The 15,702-nt window shown below is 70.7% G+C and carries 14 protein-coding genes; 10 read left to right on the forward strand and 4 right to left on the reverse strand.

The window, feature by feature from the left end:
• The 3 genes from H537_RS0115390 to H537_RS52905 form a co-directional block, all read left to right on the forward strand.
• Positions 1-367 (forward strand): ABC transporter ATP-binding protein (locus H537_RS0115390; protein ID WP_028998618.1); only part of this gene is annotated, 367 nt, incomplete at its 5' end.
• Positions 368-462: 95 nt separating this feature from the next.
• Positions 463-1,077, forward strand: coding sequence for a 3'-5' exonuclease (locus H537_RS0115395; RefSeq protein ID WP_028998619.1), 615 nt, complete (start codon positions 463-465; stop codon positions 1,075-1,077).
• 120 nt (positions 1,078-1,197) lie between these two features.
• Positions 1,198-1,368 (forward strand): hypothetical protein, encoded by a 171-nt coding sequence (locus H537_RS52905; protein WP_156901741.1) that lies wholly within the window; start codon positions 1,198-1,200, stop codon positions 1,366-1,368.
• A 217-nt stretch (positions 1,369-1,585) separates the two neighbouring features.
• Here the strand turns inward: H537_RS52905 and H537_RS0115405 are convergent, their stop codons facing one another.
• The gene (locus H537_RS0115405; protein WP_028998620.1) at positions 1,586-2,074 is read right to left on the reverse strand and encodes a MaoC family dehydratase; all 489 of its coding nucleotides are present in this window, start codon (positions 2,072-2,074) and stop codon (positions 1,586-1,588) included.
• A 12-nt stretch (positions 2,075-2,086) separates the two neighbouring features.
• Complete coding sequence (locus tag H537_RS0115410; RefSeq protein WP_028998621.1) at positions 2,087-2,695, reverse strand: TetR/AcrR family transcriptional regulator; 609 nt, start codon at positions 2,693-2,695, stop codon at positions 2,087-2,089.
• A gap of 84 nt (positions 2,696-2,779) precedes the next feature.
• On the opposite strand from H537_RS0115410, the gene H537_RS0115415 reads away from it, so the two are divergent.
• The 4 genes from H537_RS0115415 (at position 2,780) to H537_RS0115430 (ending at position 8,103) form a co-directional block, all read left to right on the forward strand.
• On the forward strand, positions 2,780-4,006 hold the full coding sequence (locus tag H537_RS0115415) for an MFS transporter (protein WP_028998622.1): 1,227 nt from the start codon (positions 2,780-2,782) through the stop codon (positions 4,004-4,006).
• Positions 4,007-4,191: 185 nt separating this feature from the next.
• Positions 4,192-6,174, forward strand: a complete 1,983-nt coding sequence (locus H537_RS0115420; RefSeq protein WP_028998623.1) for an arylsulfatase — start codon at positions 4,192-4,194, stop codon at positions 6,172-6,174.
• A 13-nt stretch (positions 6,175-6,187) separates the two neighbouring features.
• Positions 6,188-7,234 (forward strand): SUMF1/EgtB/PvdO family nonheme iron enzyme, encoded by a 1,047-nt coding sequence (locus H537_RS0115425; RefSeq protein WP_028998624.1) that lies wholly within the window; start codon positions 6,188-6,190, stop codon positions 7,232-7,234.
• A gap of 65 nt (positions 7,235-7,299) precedes the next feature.
• Positions 7,300-8,103, forward strand: coding sequence for a hypothetical protein (locus H537_RS0115430; protein ID WP_051242704.1), 804 nt, complete (start codon positions 7,300-7,302; stop codon positions 8,101-8,103).
• Between the two features lies 1 nt (position 8,104).
• Here the strand turns inward: H537_RS0115430 and H537_RS0115435 are convergent, their stop codons facing one another.
• Positions 8,105-11,170, reverse strand: coding sequence for an FAD-binding and (Fe-S)-binding domain-containing protein (locus H537_RS0115435; protein WP_028998626.1), 3,066 nt, complete (start codon positions 11,168-11,170; stop codon positions 8,105-8,107).
• A gap of 104 nt (positions 11,171-11,274) precedes the next feature.
• Between H537_RS0115435 and H537_RS0115440 the strand changes: the two genes are divergently transcribed.
• On the forward strand, positions 11,275-12,372 hold the full coding sequence (locus H537_RS0115440) for an RNA-guided endonuclease InsQ/TnpB family protein (protein WP_028998627.1): 1,098 nt from the start codon (positions 11,275-11,277) through the stop codon (positions 12,370-12,372).
• A gap of 5 nt (positions 12,373-12,377) precedes the next feature.
• On the opposite strand, the gene H537_RS0115445 is transcribed toward H537_RS0115440, so the two are convergent.
• The gene (locus H537_RS0115445) at positions 12,378-13,076 is read right to left on the reverse strand and encodes a GntR family transcriptional regulator (protein WP_028998628.1); all 699 of its coding nucleotides are present in this window, start codon (positions 13,074-13,076) and stop codon (positions 12,378-12,380) included.
• 125 nt (positions 13,077-13,201) lie between these two features.
• Between H537_RS0115445 and H537_RS0115450 the strand changes: the two genes are divergently transcribed.
• Positions 13,202-14,446 (forward strand): pyridoxal-phosphate-dependent aminotransferase family protein, encoded by a 1,245-nt coding sequence (locus H537_RS0115450; protein ID WP_028998629.1) that lies wholly within the window; start codon positions 13,202-13,204, stop codon positions 14,444-14,446.
• A gap of 279 nt (positions 14,447-14,725) precedes the next feature.
• Complete coding sequence (locus H537_RS0115455) at positions 14,726-15,694, forward strand: Bug family tripartite tricarboxylate transporter substrate binding protein (RefSeq protein WP_028998630.1); 969 nt, start codon at positions 14,726-14,728, stop codon at positions 15,692-15,694.
• The last annotated feature ends 8 nt before the right edge of the window (positions 15,695-15,702 follow it).

The raw sequence follows: 15,702 nt of genomic DNA on the forward strand, positions 1-15,702 counted from the left end.
CATGGACAAGATGTTCGCCCTGTTCCCGCGGCTGAAGGAGCGGCGCAACCAGCTCGCGGGCACCATGAGCGGCGGCGAGCAGCAGATGCTGGCCATGGGCCGCGCGCTCATGGCGCGCCCGAAGCTGCTGATCCTGGACGAGCCCTCGATGGGCCTGTCGCCGATCATGGTGGACAAGATCTTCGAGGTCGTGAACGACGTGCACAGCCAGGGCATGACGGTGCTGCTGGTGGAGCAGAACGCCAGCCGCGCGCTGGGGCTGGCCAACCGCGGCTACGTCATGGACTCGGGCGAGATCACGATGGAAGGCCCGGCCAGGCAGCTGCTGGACGATCCGAAGGTGCGCGCGGCCTACCTGGGCGAGTGAGGCCCGAAGCGTGGAGTCCGTCGCACCGGGCTCCGCGCGCCCGCGGACTGGCGCGCGCCGGCTGACTATCCTGGCAGTCAGCACACGGAAGACACATGGAACGCGTAGCAGTCCTCGACTTCGAGACCACGGGCATCAGCCCGAGCCAGGGCGACCGGCCCACGGAAATCGCCATCGCGGTGGTGGAGCAGGGCCGCATCGTGGACCGCTTCCAGAGCCTCATGAACCCGGGCCGCCGCATCCCGTCCTTCGTGACACAGCTCACCGGCATCACCAACGACATGGTGGCCAGTGCGCCCGCGGTGGCCGAGGTCATGCGCGAGGCGGCGCGCTTCGTGGGGCGGCTGCCGGTCGTGGCGCACAACGCCTCCTTCGACCGCAAGTTCTGGGTAGCGGAGCTGAAGCGGCTGGCGCTGGATGCCGATTCGCCCTTCGCCTGCACCATGCTGCTGGCGCGGCGGCTCTATCCTGAGAGCCCGAACCACCAGCTCGGCACGCTGGTGCGCACGCTGCAGCTGCCCCAGTCCGGCCGCGCCCACCGCGCGATGGTCGATGCCGAGATGGCCAGCCACCTGTGGTGCCGCATCGGCGCCGACCTGTCCCAGCGCTACGGCGTCGCGCCCGTGAGCCACGCGCTGCTGGCCCGCGTGCAGGCCACGCCTCGGGCCAAGCTCGACCTCTTCCTCTCACAGCTGGACCAGACGGTGTGACCATCCACCAAGTTATGCGGTTTGCTAATATTTTGGATGCCTAATTTTCAATTGTGTTAATCGAGTGGAAACCCTAATCTTCAGTCCATCGAAGTTCTGAAGATTGACAAGAGGTTCCACATGACCGCCATCACCGTCTCCGCCTACAGCCGCACTTCCCCCCGGGGCGCCGTGGTCGCCGCTGACGTGTTCGTCTGGCTGCTGGACAAGCTGCACCTGACCGCTTCGCGTCCCGCCCAGGCGCCGGCCGCCGCCGACCGCGTGATGCCGGGCGGCGCCTTCCCCGCGTAAACGCCGCGAGCTGGCAGCCGCACCGTCGTGCGTGGGCTGCCCGCCGCCGACTGCAAGGCAGGTCAGCCGGCGAAGCCGCACCGGCCGGATTCAAGCCGGTGAAGCAGGCCCCGCACGGGGCCAAGCATGAGATTCGGGCCCCGAGGGGCCCGAAATTGTTTATGGCGTTGCGAAACCGGGCCGTTGCGCCCGCGACGTCACGGTGGCGCCGTGCGCCTCAGGACGGCGTGCTGGTATCCGCGCTGGTTCCAGGCCGCCTGAACACCAGCAGCCGCGCCGTGGTGCGCTGCACGCACTCGCCGTGCTGGTTCACGGTTTCCGTCAGGCAGCTCACGATGCCGCGGTCCGGCTTGGAGCGCGAGGGCGTGATCTCCTGCACCGTGGTGCTCACGCGCAGCACGTCGCCGGGGCGCGTGGGCCGGGGCCAGGCCAGCTCGGTACCGGCGCCGATGACGCCGTTGCCGAAGGGCAGGCTCTGCACCAGCAGCCGCATCGTCAGCGCCGCCGTGTGCCAGCCGCTGGCGGCCAGGCCGCCGAACACGCTGTCCCGCGCCGCCGCCTCGTCCAGGTGGAAGGGTTGCGGGTCGAAACGGGCCGCGAAGCTGTTCACCTCTTCCGGCTCGACCACGATCGTCCCGCTCTCGAAACGGTCGCCCACGGCGAGGTCTTCCAGGTACAGCGATCGGGCAGGGCTCAAGGCGTCCATGGCGTTTCGTTCTCAGGATTGGGGAGGGGCCGCCAGCGCCGCCTCCAGCATCACTGCCGCCGCGCCGCGCGCCGTTTCGGCGGCTTCGGCACCGCCGCCGAGCTGCGAGGCGGCCAGGGCGCCGTCGTAGAGCAGCGTGAGCTGCCGCGCCAGCGCGGCGGGATCGGCCACGCCCACCTCCCGCGCCAGCGACGTGAACAGCTCGCGCAGCCAGCCGCGCGCGTCGTCGCACACCGCCTTCACGCCGGCGCTGGGCTGCGTCTCGGCCGTCACGCGCGTGAAGGCGCAGCCGCGAAAGCCCGGCGTGGACATCGCCTCGCGCAGCCCGTCGAACACGCCCAGCAACTTCTCGCGCGGCGTGTCGCAGCGCGCCAGGCGCTGCGTGACGCGCGCTTGCCGCGCCTCGTGCCGCGCCTGCAGGTAGGCGCGGATGAGCTCGTCCTTGCTGCCGAAGCAGTCGTACAGCGAGGCCTTGGCCACGCCGGCGCGCTCGATCACGCGGTCGATGCCCACGGTGTGGATCCCGCCTTCGTAGAACAGCTCGTCCGCCGCGGCCAGCAGCCGCTCCCGCGCGGAGCGGCGTTCCGGTTCGGCAGTGCCTGCGTTTCGTTTCGTGGCCATGGCTTGAATTTACCAGACAGGTCTGTACACTTCAAGCAAACAGACAGGTCAGTCTGTTCATTTGCATCCCCGCCAGGAGCCGCCATGAGCCGTGCCACTTCCGCATCCCCGCCCCCGGCGGCCTCGCCACGAGCGAGGCGGCTGCCGCCCAAGGTGGCTTTCCTGCTCAAGGCCTCGATCGCGCTGAGCTTCCTGGCCGGCTCCGCCGCGCCCACGCCGCTGTACGCGCTCTACCAGGCGCAGTGGGGCTTCTCGCCGACCATGCTGACCGTCGTGTTCGGCATCTACGCGCTGGCGGTGCTGCTGGCGCTGCTGGTGGCCGGGCGGCTGTCGGACCACGTGGGCCGGCGCCCGGTGCTGATCGCCGCCGCCGCGGCGCAGGCGCTGACCATGGTAGTGTTCGCCTCGGCCGCCGACGTGGGCGACCTGCTGCTGGCCCGGGTGCTGCAGGGCCTGTCCACGGGCGCCGCGGTCGCGGCGGTGGGCGCGGGGCTGCTGGACCTGGACCGCACGCGCGGCGCCGTCGCCAACGCCGTGGCGCCGATGCTGGGCACGGCGCTGGGCGGCATCCTGGCCGGCTCGCTGGTGCAGTACCTGCCGCAGCCGACGCACCTGGTCTATGCCGTCATGGGCACGGTGTTCGTGCTGCAGGGCGTGGCCGTGCTGTTCGTGAGCGAGACGGCCGAGCGGCGCCCCGGGGCGCTGGGTTCGCTGCGTCCGCAACTGAGCGTGCCGGCGCCGGTGCTCCGGCCGCTGCTGCTGGTGACGCCGGCCATCGTGGCGTCCTGGGCGGTGGCAGGCTTCTACGGCTCGCTGGGGCCGACGCTGCTGCGCAGCCTGGCCGGGTCGGCGTCGTTCCTGCTGGGCGGGCTGGCGCTGTTCGTCCTGGCCGGCAGCGGCGCGCTGGCGGTGCTGGCGCTGCAGCAGCGCTCGGCGCAGTGGCTGCTGCGCATCGGCACCAGCGTGCTGCCGGCCGGCCTGGTCGTGGTCATGGCAGCGCTGGCACTGCGCTCCGTGGCGCTGTTTCTCGTCGGCACGGCCATCGCGGGGGCGGGCTTCGGCACGGCGTTCCAGGGCGCGTTGCGCACGCTGGTGGGGCCGCTGGCCCCGCACCAGCGCGCCGGCGTGCTGTCGGTGCTGTTCATCGTGTCCTACCTCGCCATGGGCGTGCCGGCAGTCGTGGCGGGCTGGCGCCTGGCCCACGGCGGGGAGATCCTCGCCATCGCCCAGGCCTTCGACGGCGTGGTGCTGGCGCTGGCGCTGATGGCCTTGCTGGGCTCCTTCGCGCGGCGGGAAGCGGTGGCGGCCTGAGCGGAAGGCACAGCGGGCCTGCGGCAAATCCGGATTTGCTTGCCAAATCAAATTCCGCATTTGAAAACCGGAAATCCGCAGCCCATTCAAATTCAGGAAGCGAATTTCGAAACTCGAATTGCTTCCAGGACATATGCAATAGGCGTCACTAGATTCTCTCGCTCCACAACAGGCGAGCGAGTTTCATGACGTTCGAAAAATCAGGACGGCGCGTATTCCAGAAGACGGTGGTGGCGCTGGCCGCGGCGGGCCTGCTGGGTCTGCAGGGCTGCAACGGCGGCGGCAGCGAGGCCGTGGCTGGCAGCGACGCCAGCGGCAACGCGGCGGTGGCGGCCAGCCGGCCGCCCAATATCGTCTTCATCATGGCCGATGACCTAGGCTATTCCGATATTCACGCCTTTGGCGGAGAAATCGAGACGCCCCATCTGGACGCGCTGGCCGCCGGCGGCCGGCTGCTGACGAATCACCATACCGGCACGGTTTGCGCCATCACGCGCGCCATGCTGATTTCCGGCACTGACCACCACCTGGTGGGCGAGGGCACCATGGGCGCGCCCAACGACGAGCGCAAGGGGCTGCCGGGTTACGAGGGCTATCTCAACGACCGGGCGCTGTCGGTGGCGCAGCTGCTCAAGGACGCCGGCTACCACACCTACATGGCCGGCAAGTGGCACCTGGGCTCCAACATCGCCAACCCGGACGCGCCGGCGCCGCTGGGCAGCGTCGGCCAGACGCCCGACCAGTGGGGCTTCGAGCGCAGCTACGCGCTGCTGGGCGGCGCGGCGGCGAACCACTTCGGCCACGAGGCGGCCGGCTCGCGCAACTACACCGAGAACGGCCAGTACGTGCAGCCCGGGCAGCCGGGACAGCCCGGCGGGGCGGGCGGCGCGCCGGCGGTGTTCTATTCCACCGACTTCTATACGCAGCGCCTGATCCAGTACATCGACGCCAACAAGGGCGACGGCAAGCCCTTCTTCGCCTACGCCGCCTACACCTCGCCGCACTGGCCGCTGCAGGTGCCCGAGCCCTGGCTGAGCAAGTACAAGGGCAAATACGACCAGGGCTACGAGGCGGTGCGCGCCGCGCGCATCGCGCGCCAGAAGGCGCTGGGCCTGGTTCCGCAGGACTTCACGCCCTACGCCGGCGCGCCCGAGGCGCTGGGCTCCTCGCCCGCGACGCCGGCCAACGGCACGCCAAGCGCGCGCTACGTCAACGCGCTCAATTCCCCGGCCGCGGGCTACACCGACTACGGGGCCGGCGCGGTGTCCAAGAAGTGGGAGAGCCTGTCGGCGCTGGAGAAGAAGGCGCAGGCGCGCTACATGGAGATCTACGCCGGCATGGTGGAGAACCTGGACCACAACATCGGCCTGCTGGTCCAGCACCTCAAGGACATCGGCGAGTACGACAACACCATCATCGTGTTCCAGTCGGACAACGGCGCCGAGGGCTGGCCCATCGCCGCAGCCTCCACGGACCCGAAGGCCACGGACGAGGCCAATGCCGTCGAGCCCGCGTATTCGAAGCTGGGCACCGACAACGGCCTGCAGGCGGCGCAGCGCCTGCAGTACGGGCTGCGCTGGGCCGAGGTCAGCGCCACGCCATGGCGCCAGACCAAGGGCTTCCAGGGCGAGGGCGGCATCAGCACGCCGCTGATCGTGCGGCTGCCGGGCAAGGACAAGGACCGCTCCCTCATCAACCAGTTCACGCACGTCACCGACATCACGGCCACGATCCTGGACGCCGCGCGCGCGAAGCTGCCCACGCAGCCCGCGCCGGCGCAGATCGACGCGCTCACCGGCGCGGACCAGAACCGGGGCAAGGTGGTCTACGGCAGCCGCTACGTCTACCCCGTTTCCGGCAAGTCGCTGCTGCCGCTGCTGCGCAGCGAGTCCAAGGCCGAGGTGCACAAGGAGGCCTTTGGCGGCGAGGCCTACGGCCGCGCCTTCATCCGCAGCGCCGACGGGCGCTGGAAGGCGCTGTGGACCGAGCCGCCCACCGGGCCGGCGGACGGGCGCTGGGAGCTGTTCGACCTGGCGGTGGACCGGGCCGAGAACTTCGACCTCTCGGCCTCGAAGCCCGAGGTGGTGCAGGGGCTGGTGCAGGAATGGCAGCAGTACCTGGGGCGCGTCGGCGGCGTGGAGCCGCTGCGCCCGCGGGGCTACTACTGAGGCGGGAGGCGTCATGCAAGGCAAAGCACTGGCGGCTGCAGCCGTCGGCGCCGCGCTGGCGGCGGGCGCCTTCGCGCTCTCGCCGCCGGGCCGCTACGGCTCGGCGGCGACCGCGACGCGGGACGGCCTTGCCGCCGCGCTGGGCAGCGAGGCGCGCTGCGCCGCCTACGGCGGGCTGCCGCCGGGCTGGGGCGAGGACCCGCATGCCGGGATGGCGCGCGTGCAGGGCGGGTCCTTCCGCTTCGGCAGCACGGCCGGCTACCCGGACGAGCGTCCGGCGGCACAGGCGCAGGTCCAGGTGAGGGCTTTCTGGATCGACCGCACCGAGGTGACGGTGGCGCAGTTCGCGGCCTTCGTGGCGGCCACGGGCTACGTCACCGAGGCCGAGGAGCAGGGCGGCGCGGTGGTGTTCCGCACGCCCACGCCGGAGCAGCTGCAGGCGCGGCCCTACGCTTGGTGGAGCTTCGTCAAGGGGGCGGACTGGCGCCACCCGGGCGGCCCGGGCAGCGGCATCGAGAAGCTCGACGCCGTGCCCGTCACCTTCGTCACGCAGCGCGACGCATTGGCTTATGCGCGCTGGCTGGGGCGCGACCTGCCGACCGAGGCCGAATGGGAATACGCCGCCAAGGCCGGACGCGAGGGCGAGGCGCTGGACCGCGCCCCGCGCGACGCGCAGGACCGGCCCACGGCCAACTACTGGCAGGGCAACTTCCCGGCGGTGAACCTGCGCGAGGACGGCCACGCCGGGCTGGCGCCGGTGGGCTGTTACGCCGCCAACCCCTGGGGGCTGCACGACATGATCGGCAATGCCTGGGAGTGGACGCGTGACCGCTACGCCGGTCCGCACCAGGCGCACCTCAACGGCGACACCGCCGCCGTCGCGGCCGCCCAGGCCGGCAAGGCGGTGTTGCCGGGGGCGCGCATGGTGATCAAGGGCGGCTCCTTCCTGTGCTCGCCCGATTTCTGCGTGCGCTACCGCGCCTCGGCGCGCGAGGCGGCGGAAGCCGACCTGGGCACCGCGCACATCGGCTTTCGCACGGTGCGGCGCGAGGCGTCGTGACAGGCGCCGGCAGCTTTTCCTTCCGCTGCAACGCGTGCGGCCGCTGCTGCAACTCGCCGCCGGCGATGACGGTGGAGGAGCTGTTCCGGCACGAGCAGCGCTTCATCGGCTGCCTGGCGGTGAGCGTCGTTCATCCGCTCGCCGGTGGCGGGCCGGTCCACGGCGAGACGGTCACGGCCGCGGAAGCGGCGCAGTGGCGGCAGGCGGTGGAGGCGCTGAGCTTCCCGCTGGACGGCCGGCCCGGGGCGCCGCGCCTGCGCCTGGGCACGCAGGCCCACGACTATCCGTCGCTCGGCGCTTGCCCGGCGCGGCGGCCCGACGGGCGCTGCGAGATCCACGCGGACGGCCAGCCGGCCGCCTGCGCCGCCGTGCCGCTGGACGCGGCCCTGCCGGACGGCCTGCAGCGCGTGGTGCTGCACCAGCGGCTTGCGGAGGCCGCCTGGATGGGCGCCGACTGCATCGTGGCGGGCCGGCGCGAGGGCTACGCGCCGTTGGTGGAAGGGGAGCGCGTTGCCGACGACGGCTACCGCCGCGACCTTCACGCCCGTCGCGCGGCGCTGCAGGCGCAAGCGCCGGCCTGGGGCGCGCGGGTGGCGGGGCTGCTGGGGTCCGAGCTGCGCGCCGGCGGCGCGGCACTGCGGGCCGGACCGCAGGACTACCTGACGCTGCCGCTGGTGCCCGTGCTGGCGGTGCTTTCGGAAAGCTCCGACGACGCCCGCGAACGCACGCGGCGCTATGCGCGGGCGCAGGTGGCGCTGATCGAGCGCAAGGTGGCGGCGGCGCTGCAGCGCAAGGACAGGGCGGACCGGGCGATGACGCAGGAGCTGCGGCGGTTCAGGGGGCACTACGAGCGGTTTGCGTCGGCGTGAATCAGGCCGCGTTTCCGCTCGGCAACAACGACTCCAGCAGCCGCGCCACGTGCACCGCCTCCCGCTGCGCGCCATGCGCCACCTGGTGGCGGCAGCTGGTGCCGTCGGCCACCACGATCGCGTCGGGCTGCTGGCGCAGCGCCGGCAGCAGCGACTGTTCCGCCATCGCCATCGACACCTCGTAGTGCTTCTCGTCGTAGCCGAAGCTGCCGGCCATGCCGCAGCACGAGCTCTCGATGAGCTGCGGCTTCGCGCCGGGGATCAGCCGCAGCACCTGCATCACCGGCTCCACGGCGCCGAAAGCCTTCTGGTGGCAGTGGCCGTGCAGCAGGATCGGCTGGTCCACGCCCTTGAGCGACAGCGCCAGCCGGCCCGCCTTGGTCTCGCGCGCCAGGTACTCCTCGAACAGCAGCGCCTGCGCCGCCACCTTGCGCGCCGGCTCGCCCAGGCCCAGCGCCAGCGCCTCGTCGCGCAGCGTCAGCAGGCACGAGGGCTCCAGCCCCACCACCGGCACGCCGGCGTCGGCAAAGGGCGCCAGCGCGCCGACCAGGGCCGACAGCCGCGCGCGGGCCTCGTCCACCATGCCGCCGGCCAGGAAGGTGCGTCCGCAGCAGTGGTGGCCGCCGCGGTCGCCCTTGTCCAGCACGTGCACCGTGCAGCCCGCGCGCTGCAGCACGCGCAGCGCGGCCAGCGCGTTCTCGGTCTCGAAGCTGGCGTTGAAGGTGTCCACGAACAGCACCGCCGCCGGCTGGCCGGCCCGCGCTGCCGCCAGCGTGGCTTCCATCGTCGCGCCGCGGCGCGACTCCGGCGCGCGCCAGAAGGTGTCGGTGCGCCACTGCGGCAGCGGACGCTTCGCGGTGATGCCCAGCACCCGCTGAGACAGCCGCGCCAGCGCGGGCACCCGGTCGCGCAGGTTCAGCACCGCCGCCCAGCGCGCGGCCTGCGGCGCGTAGTCCGGCAGCCGGGCGATGAACTTGTCCTTGAGCGTGTGGCCGTGGCGGCGCTTGTAGTGCGCCAGCCATTCGGTCTTCATGCGCGACATGTCCACGCCGGTGGGGCAGTCGCGCTTGCAGCCCTTGCAGCCCACGCACAGCTCCATGGCCTCGCGCACGGTCTCGCCGGTGAAGGCATCGGGCCCGAGCTGGCCCGACAGCGCCAGCCGCAGCGTGTTGGCGCGCCCGCGCGTGAGGTGCGTCTCGTCCCGCGTGACGCGGTAGCTCGGGCACATGGTGCCGGCGTCGAACTTGCGGCAGTGCCCGTTGTTGTTGCACATCTCCACCGCCTTGGCGAAGCCGCCGGTGGTGTCGCCGCCGGTACCGGGCGCGGTGGTTTCTTCCGTGACGGGATCGTTCTGCACGTCCCACGCGGACCAGTCGAGCACGGGTTTCAGCTCGATGGTGCGGTAGGGCTGCGGCGACTGCGGCGGCGCGAAGCGGAACAGCGAGCCGTCGTCCATGCGCGGCGGGTCGATGATCTTGCCGGGATTGAACAGGCCGATCGGGTCCAGCCGCTCCTTGATGGCGCGGAAGGCGTCGTTGAGCGCGGGACCGAACTGCCACTCGATCCACTCGCCGCGGCACAGCCCGTCGCCGTGCTCGCCGCTGTAGGCACCCTTGTAGCGGCGCACCAGCGCGGCGGCCTCTTCGGCGATGGCGCGCATGCGCTGGGCGCCGTCGCGGCGCATGTCCAGGATCGGGCGCACGTGCAGCGTGCCCACCGAGGCGTGCGCGTACCAGGTGCCGCGCGAGCCGTGGCGCGCGAACACCTCGGTGAGCGCATCCGTATACTCCGCCAGGTGCTCCAGCGGCACGGCGCAGTCCTCGATGAAGCTGACCGGCTTCCCGTCGCCCTTGAGGCTCATCATGATGTTGAGCCCCGCCTTGCGCACCTCCCACAGGTTCTTCTGCATGGCGTCGTCGGCCATCTCGACCACGCTGCCCTTGAGGCCCAGGTCGCCCATCAGCGCCGCCAGGTCCGCCAGCTTCGGCAGCAGCCCGGCCTTGTCACCGCCCGCGAACTCCACCAGCAGGATCGCAGCGGGCTTGCCGATGAGCGCGGTCTCGATGGTGGGACGGAAGGCGGGATTGGAGAGGCTGAGCTCGATCATCGTGCGATCGACCAGCTCCACCGCCGTGGGCCCCAGCTTGACGATGTGCTGCGCTGCGTCCATGGCGGCGTGGAAGGTGGGGAAGTTCACCACGCCCAGCACCTTGGCGCGCGGCAGCTCGGCCAGCGCCAGCGTCAGCGTGCGCGTGCAGGCCAGCGTGCCTTCCGAGCCGATGAGCAGGTGCGCCAGGTTGACGCTGCCGTCGCCGGTATAGGGCCGCTCGTTCTGGTTGTGGAAGATGTCCAGGTTGTAGCCGGCGACGCGGCGCAGCACCTTGGGCCAGTGCTGCTCGATCTCCTCGCGGTGGCTCAGCGCCAGGTCGCGCACGTACTCGCCGATGGCCCGTGCGCTTGCGCCCGCCTGCGCCATCGGGCCGAAGTCCACCTGTGAACCGTCCGAGAGCCAGGCGCTGGCGCCCAGGACGTTGTGGACCATGTTGCCGTAGGCGATGGAGCGCGAGCCGCAGGAGTTGTTGCCCGCCATGCCGCCCAGCGTGGCCTGCGCGGCAGTGGACACGTCCACCGGGAACCACAGCCCGTGCGGCTTGAGCTGCGCGTTGAGGTGGTCCAGCACGATGCCGGGCTCGACGGTGACGGTGCGGTTGGTCGCGTCCACGTCCAGCACGCGGCGCAGGTACTTGGTGTGGTCGATCACCAGCGCCGCGCCCACGGTCTGGCCGCACTGGCTGGTGCCGCCGCCGCGCGGCAGCACCGGCACGCGCAGCTCGCGCGCGATGTCGATGGCGGTGCGCACGTCCGCCTCGCTCTTGGGCACCAGCACGCCTACCGGCATCACCTGGTAGATGGAGGCGTCGGTGGCGTAGCGGCCGCGCGAGCCGGCGTCGAAGCGCACCTCGCCCTGGGTCTCGGCGCGCAGGCGCTTCTCCAGCGCGAGCGACACCTCGTTGGCCACCGGCTCGGTGCCGCGCGGCTGCAGCCGCTGGGGCGTTTCCATCTTCATCACAAACCTCCGCGAGAAACCCCGGCATTCATGCCGAGGACGGATAGCGGTACGCGCGAAGCGGTAATGCACCTGAGACGTGGTGTCGGCACGAGCCTTCTCCTATGCTGTACAAAATGACAGTCCGCGTGCTTCGCTTGCGCATCAAGGATCGCCATGCCAAGTGGCTCTCCGAGCGTGCGCGTGAGGTGAATACGGTCTGGAACTACTGCAACGAACTCAGCCGCAAGGTCTGGGAGCGTGAACGGCGCTTCCTCAGCGGCTTCGACTTCTGGCCGTTCCTCAAGGGCGTCACCAAGGAAGGACTCGGCCTGCCGGTACAGACCGTGCAGGAGGTGGCTGAGCAGTACGCGGTGAAGCGCCGCACGGTCAAGAAGACGCGGCTGGCGTGGCGCAAGTCCGGCGGCACGCGGCGCAGCCTGGGCTGGCTGCCGTTCAAGGTGCGCACCATTCGCTACGCGCACGGGCAGGTCTGCTACGCCGGCCACTGGCTGTCGCTGTGGGACAGCTACGGACTGGGCAATTTCGAGTTGCGCGCGGGTTGCATCAGCGAGGATGCGCGCGGGCGCTGGTACTTGAACGTCACAGTCAACGAGCCCGACTTCGTCGGTCCGCTGCCCATGCCACCCGTGAGCGACTGCATCGGCATCGACCTGGGCCTGAAGGAACTCGCGGCGCTGTCCAGTGGCGAGAAAGTCGCCGCGCAGCGCTTCTACCGCGACCTGGAACCGGCGCTTGCCACCGCGCAGCGCGCGGGCAAGAAGACGCGCACCAAGGCTATCCATGCCAAGGTCGCCAACCGGCGACGTGACCACCTTCAGAAACTTTCCACCACCCTGGTGCGCCAGCACCGGGGCATCTTCGTTGGCAACGTCAACGCCGCAGCCCTTGCCCGCACGCATCTCGCCAAGAGCGTGCTGGACGCGGGCTGGAGCGCGTTGCGGACCATGCTGCAGACCAAGTGCGATCGCGCAGGCGTGTGGTTCCGCGAGGTCAACGAAGCGTTCTCCACCCAGACCTGTTCTTCGTGCGGTGCGATGTCGCCGGAGCGGCCGAGAGGTATCGCAGGCCTTGGAATAAGAGAGTGGACGTGCAGCGGCTGCCACACGACGCACGATCGTGATGTCAACGCGGCGCGGAACATTCTCGCGGTCGGGCATGGCCGTCTCGCAGGAGGAATCACCGTCCTTCAGGGCGCGTGAGGATGTCAAGCCTGTTCCCCTTGGGCCGTGGCGGACACGAGCGCGCCGCTGTTGATCATGCTCAGCACCGTGTCGCGCTTGCGCTGCAGGTGCTCCACCAGCACCGCCTTGAGCCCCGCGGCGTCGCGCGCAGCCAGCATCTCGATCATCCGGCCGTGTTCCTTCACGGCCTCCTGCCACTTGGTGCGTTCCTGGTTGGTGCGGAAGCGCAGGGACTGCACCCGCGCGTTGAGCGCGCGGTAGGTGCTGGTGAGCACCGGGTTCTTGGCCGCGGCGTTGATGCCGTCGTGGATCTGCGCGTTGAAGCGGTAGTAGCCGGGCAGGTCGCCGCGCGCGTGGCAGGCCAGCATCTCGTAGTGCAGCGCGCGCAGCTCCGCCACCTCGGCGTCGGTGATGCGCTGCGCCGCCAGCTCGCCGGAGAGGCCTTCCAGGCCGGCCAGCACCTCGAAGGTGTGGCGCACGGTGTCCTCGTCCATCTGCACCGCCACCGCGCCGCGGTTAGGCAGCAGGTCCACCAGCCCCTCGGCGGCCAGCGCGCGGATCGCCTCGCGCAAGGGCGTGCGCGACACGCCCAGCCGCTCGGCCAGCTCGCGCTCGTTGAGCTTGGAGCCGGGCGCGATGCGCCCCTCCACCAGCATGTCGCGCAGCCGCGTCGCCACCTGCTCATGCAGGCTGCGGCGCGCGATCTCGATCACTTCGGCCATGGCATCAGAACCTCCGCCTTCATTTTGCATGCAACATGCAATCCCTACTCACTCAGCATGGTGGGGATGTCCCGGGGGTGCGTTTGGCATTTTGTATGCAAACTGGATAGCGAAAGGACGGACCCATGCAGACTCTCGACGTTCACCCCACCGGCCGCCACTTCCTGCAGATCCCCGGGCCCAGCCCGGTGCCCGATCGCATCCTGCGGGCCATGAGCCTGCCCACCATCGACCACCGCGGCCCGGAGTTCGGGCCTCTGGGCAAGCGCGTGATTGCCGGCATGCAGCAGGTGTTCCAGACGAAGCATCCGGTGGTGATCTACCCGGCCTCGGGCACCGGCGCCTGGGAGGCGGCGCTGTCCAACACGCTCAGCCCCGGCGACACGGTGCTGATGGTCGAGACGGGTCACTTCGCCACGCTGTGGCGCCGCCTGGCCGAGCGGCTGGGGCTGGAGGTGGAATTCCTGACCTGGCCGGGCAGCGACGCGGTGCTGCCGGAGGCGCCGGGCTGGCGCCAGGGCGTGCGCGCGGACCTGATCGAGGAGCGGCTGAGCCGTGACGGCGCGCACCGCATCAAGGCCGTGTGCGTGGTGCACAACGAAACCTCCACCGGCGTCACCTCCGACATCGCCGCCGTGCGCCGCGCCATCGACGCCGCGCGCCACCCGGCGCTGCTGATGGTGGACACCATCTCGGGCCTGGCCAGCGCCGATTTCCGGCACGACGAGTGGGGTGTGGACGTTTCCGTGAGCGGCTCGCAGAAGGGCTTGATGCTGCCGCCGGGCATCAGCTTCAACGCGCTCTCGCCCAAGGCGCTGGAGGCGTCGCGCAGCGCGAAGCTGCCGCGCTCGTTCTGGGCCTGGGACGAGATCGTCGAGATGAACGCCACCGGCTACTGGCCCTACACGCCCAACACGAACCTGCTCTATGGCTTGTCGGAGTCGCTGGACATGCTGCTGGGCCAGGGCCTGCCGCAGGTGTTCGCGCGCCACCAGCGCTGGGCCGCGGGCGTGCGCGCCGCGGTGCAGGCCTGGGGGCTGAACATCCAGTGCGCGGACCCGAAGGTGTATTCGCCGGTGCTCACCGGCGTGATCCTGCCGCCGGGGGTGGATGCGGACGCGGTGCGGCGGCTCATCCACCAGCGGTTTGATTTGTCGCTGGGCACGGGCCTGGGCAAGGTCAAGGGCCGCATGTTCCGCATGGGCCACCTGGGCGACAGCAACGACCTCACGCTGGTGGCAATGGTGGCCGGCGTGGAGATGGGCCTGAAGCTGGCCGGCGTGCCGCTGGCGGGTTCCGGCGTTCAGGCCGCCATGGAGCACTTCGCGGCCTCGGCCAGCCCGGGGACGCCTGCGGATGCGGGCGGTTGATGCCCCCCGCGAACCACAGCCGGCGCGCAGGGCTGCTGCGCCGGCACCGACGTGACTGAACCGGCACGCCGGACCTGACACGCCACGACCACTGCGCCGTCATTCCCGCCTTTGCAGGAATGACGGCGCAAGGAGGCGGAGCGGACCCGCTCACGGCCTCCCTCTGCTCCATCGTTCCCTTCACTACGCCTGCGCGACGGCACCCCCCGCGCAGGCCCGATCCCGCGTTCCTGCATTCCCCACCTTCTTACGGCGACAGACCAACGAGAGGAGACAACCATGCAACGCAGAACCTTTGCGGCCGCGGCCGCCGGCTTCCTGGCCGCCCCCTGGGTGCACGCTCAACCGGCCTTTGGCGGTCCGGTGCGCATCGTGGTGGGCTTCGCGCCCGGCGGCGGCACCGACATCCTGGCGCGCGTGCTGGCGCAGAAGCTGGGCACCATGTGGGACACGCAAGTGCTCGTGGACAACCGCGCCGGCGCCAGCGGCACGCTCGCGGCGGACCTGGTGGCCAAGGCGCCGGCCGACGGCCTCACGCTGCTGATGGCGCACATCAACAGCCACGCCATCGCGCCGTCGCTGCTGCCCAGCATCAAGTACGACCCGGTCAAGGACTTCTCGCCGCTGGCGCTGGTGGGCGTCACGCCCAACCTGCTCATCTGCAACGAGAAGCAGGAGGCCCGCACGGTCAAGGACGTCGTCGAGCTGTGCCGCAGGAACCCCGGCAAGATCAGCTTCGGCTCCGCCGGCACCGGGTCGGCGCAGCACCTGGCGCTGGAGATGTTCAAGCTCGCCGCCCACGTCGACGCGCTGCACGTGCCCTACAAGGGCTCGGGCCCAATGCTCACGGACCTCATGGGCGGACAGATCCACTACAGCTTCGATACCATGACCGCCGCCACGCCGCACGTGAAGAGCGGCAAGGCCATCGCCATCGCGCAGACGCGTCCGCAGCGCGCCAAGGGCCATCCCAACGTGCCGACCATGGCCGAGTCCGGCTACCCCGGCTTCGACGCCACCACCTGGTACGGCTTGGTCGGGCCCGCGCGCATGGCGCCGGGGCTGGTTAAGCGCATCAACGAGGACATCAACCGCGCCCTGGTGATGCCCGACGTGGTGGAGAAGCTGGAGCAGTCCGGCGCCGAGGACGGCGGCGGCTCGGCCGAGAAGTTCGCCGCGTTCATCCAGGCCGAGTCCCGCAAGTGGGCCAAGGTCATCAAGGACGCCAACGTCAAGGCCGACGCCTGAGGCACCGC

The organism is Azohydromonas australica DSM 1124 (assembly GCF_000430725.1).
Classification (GTDB): Bacteria; Pseudomonadota; Gammaproteobacteria; order Burkholderiales; family Burkholderiaceae_C; genus Azohydromonas; species Azohydromonas australica.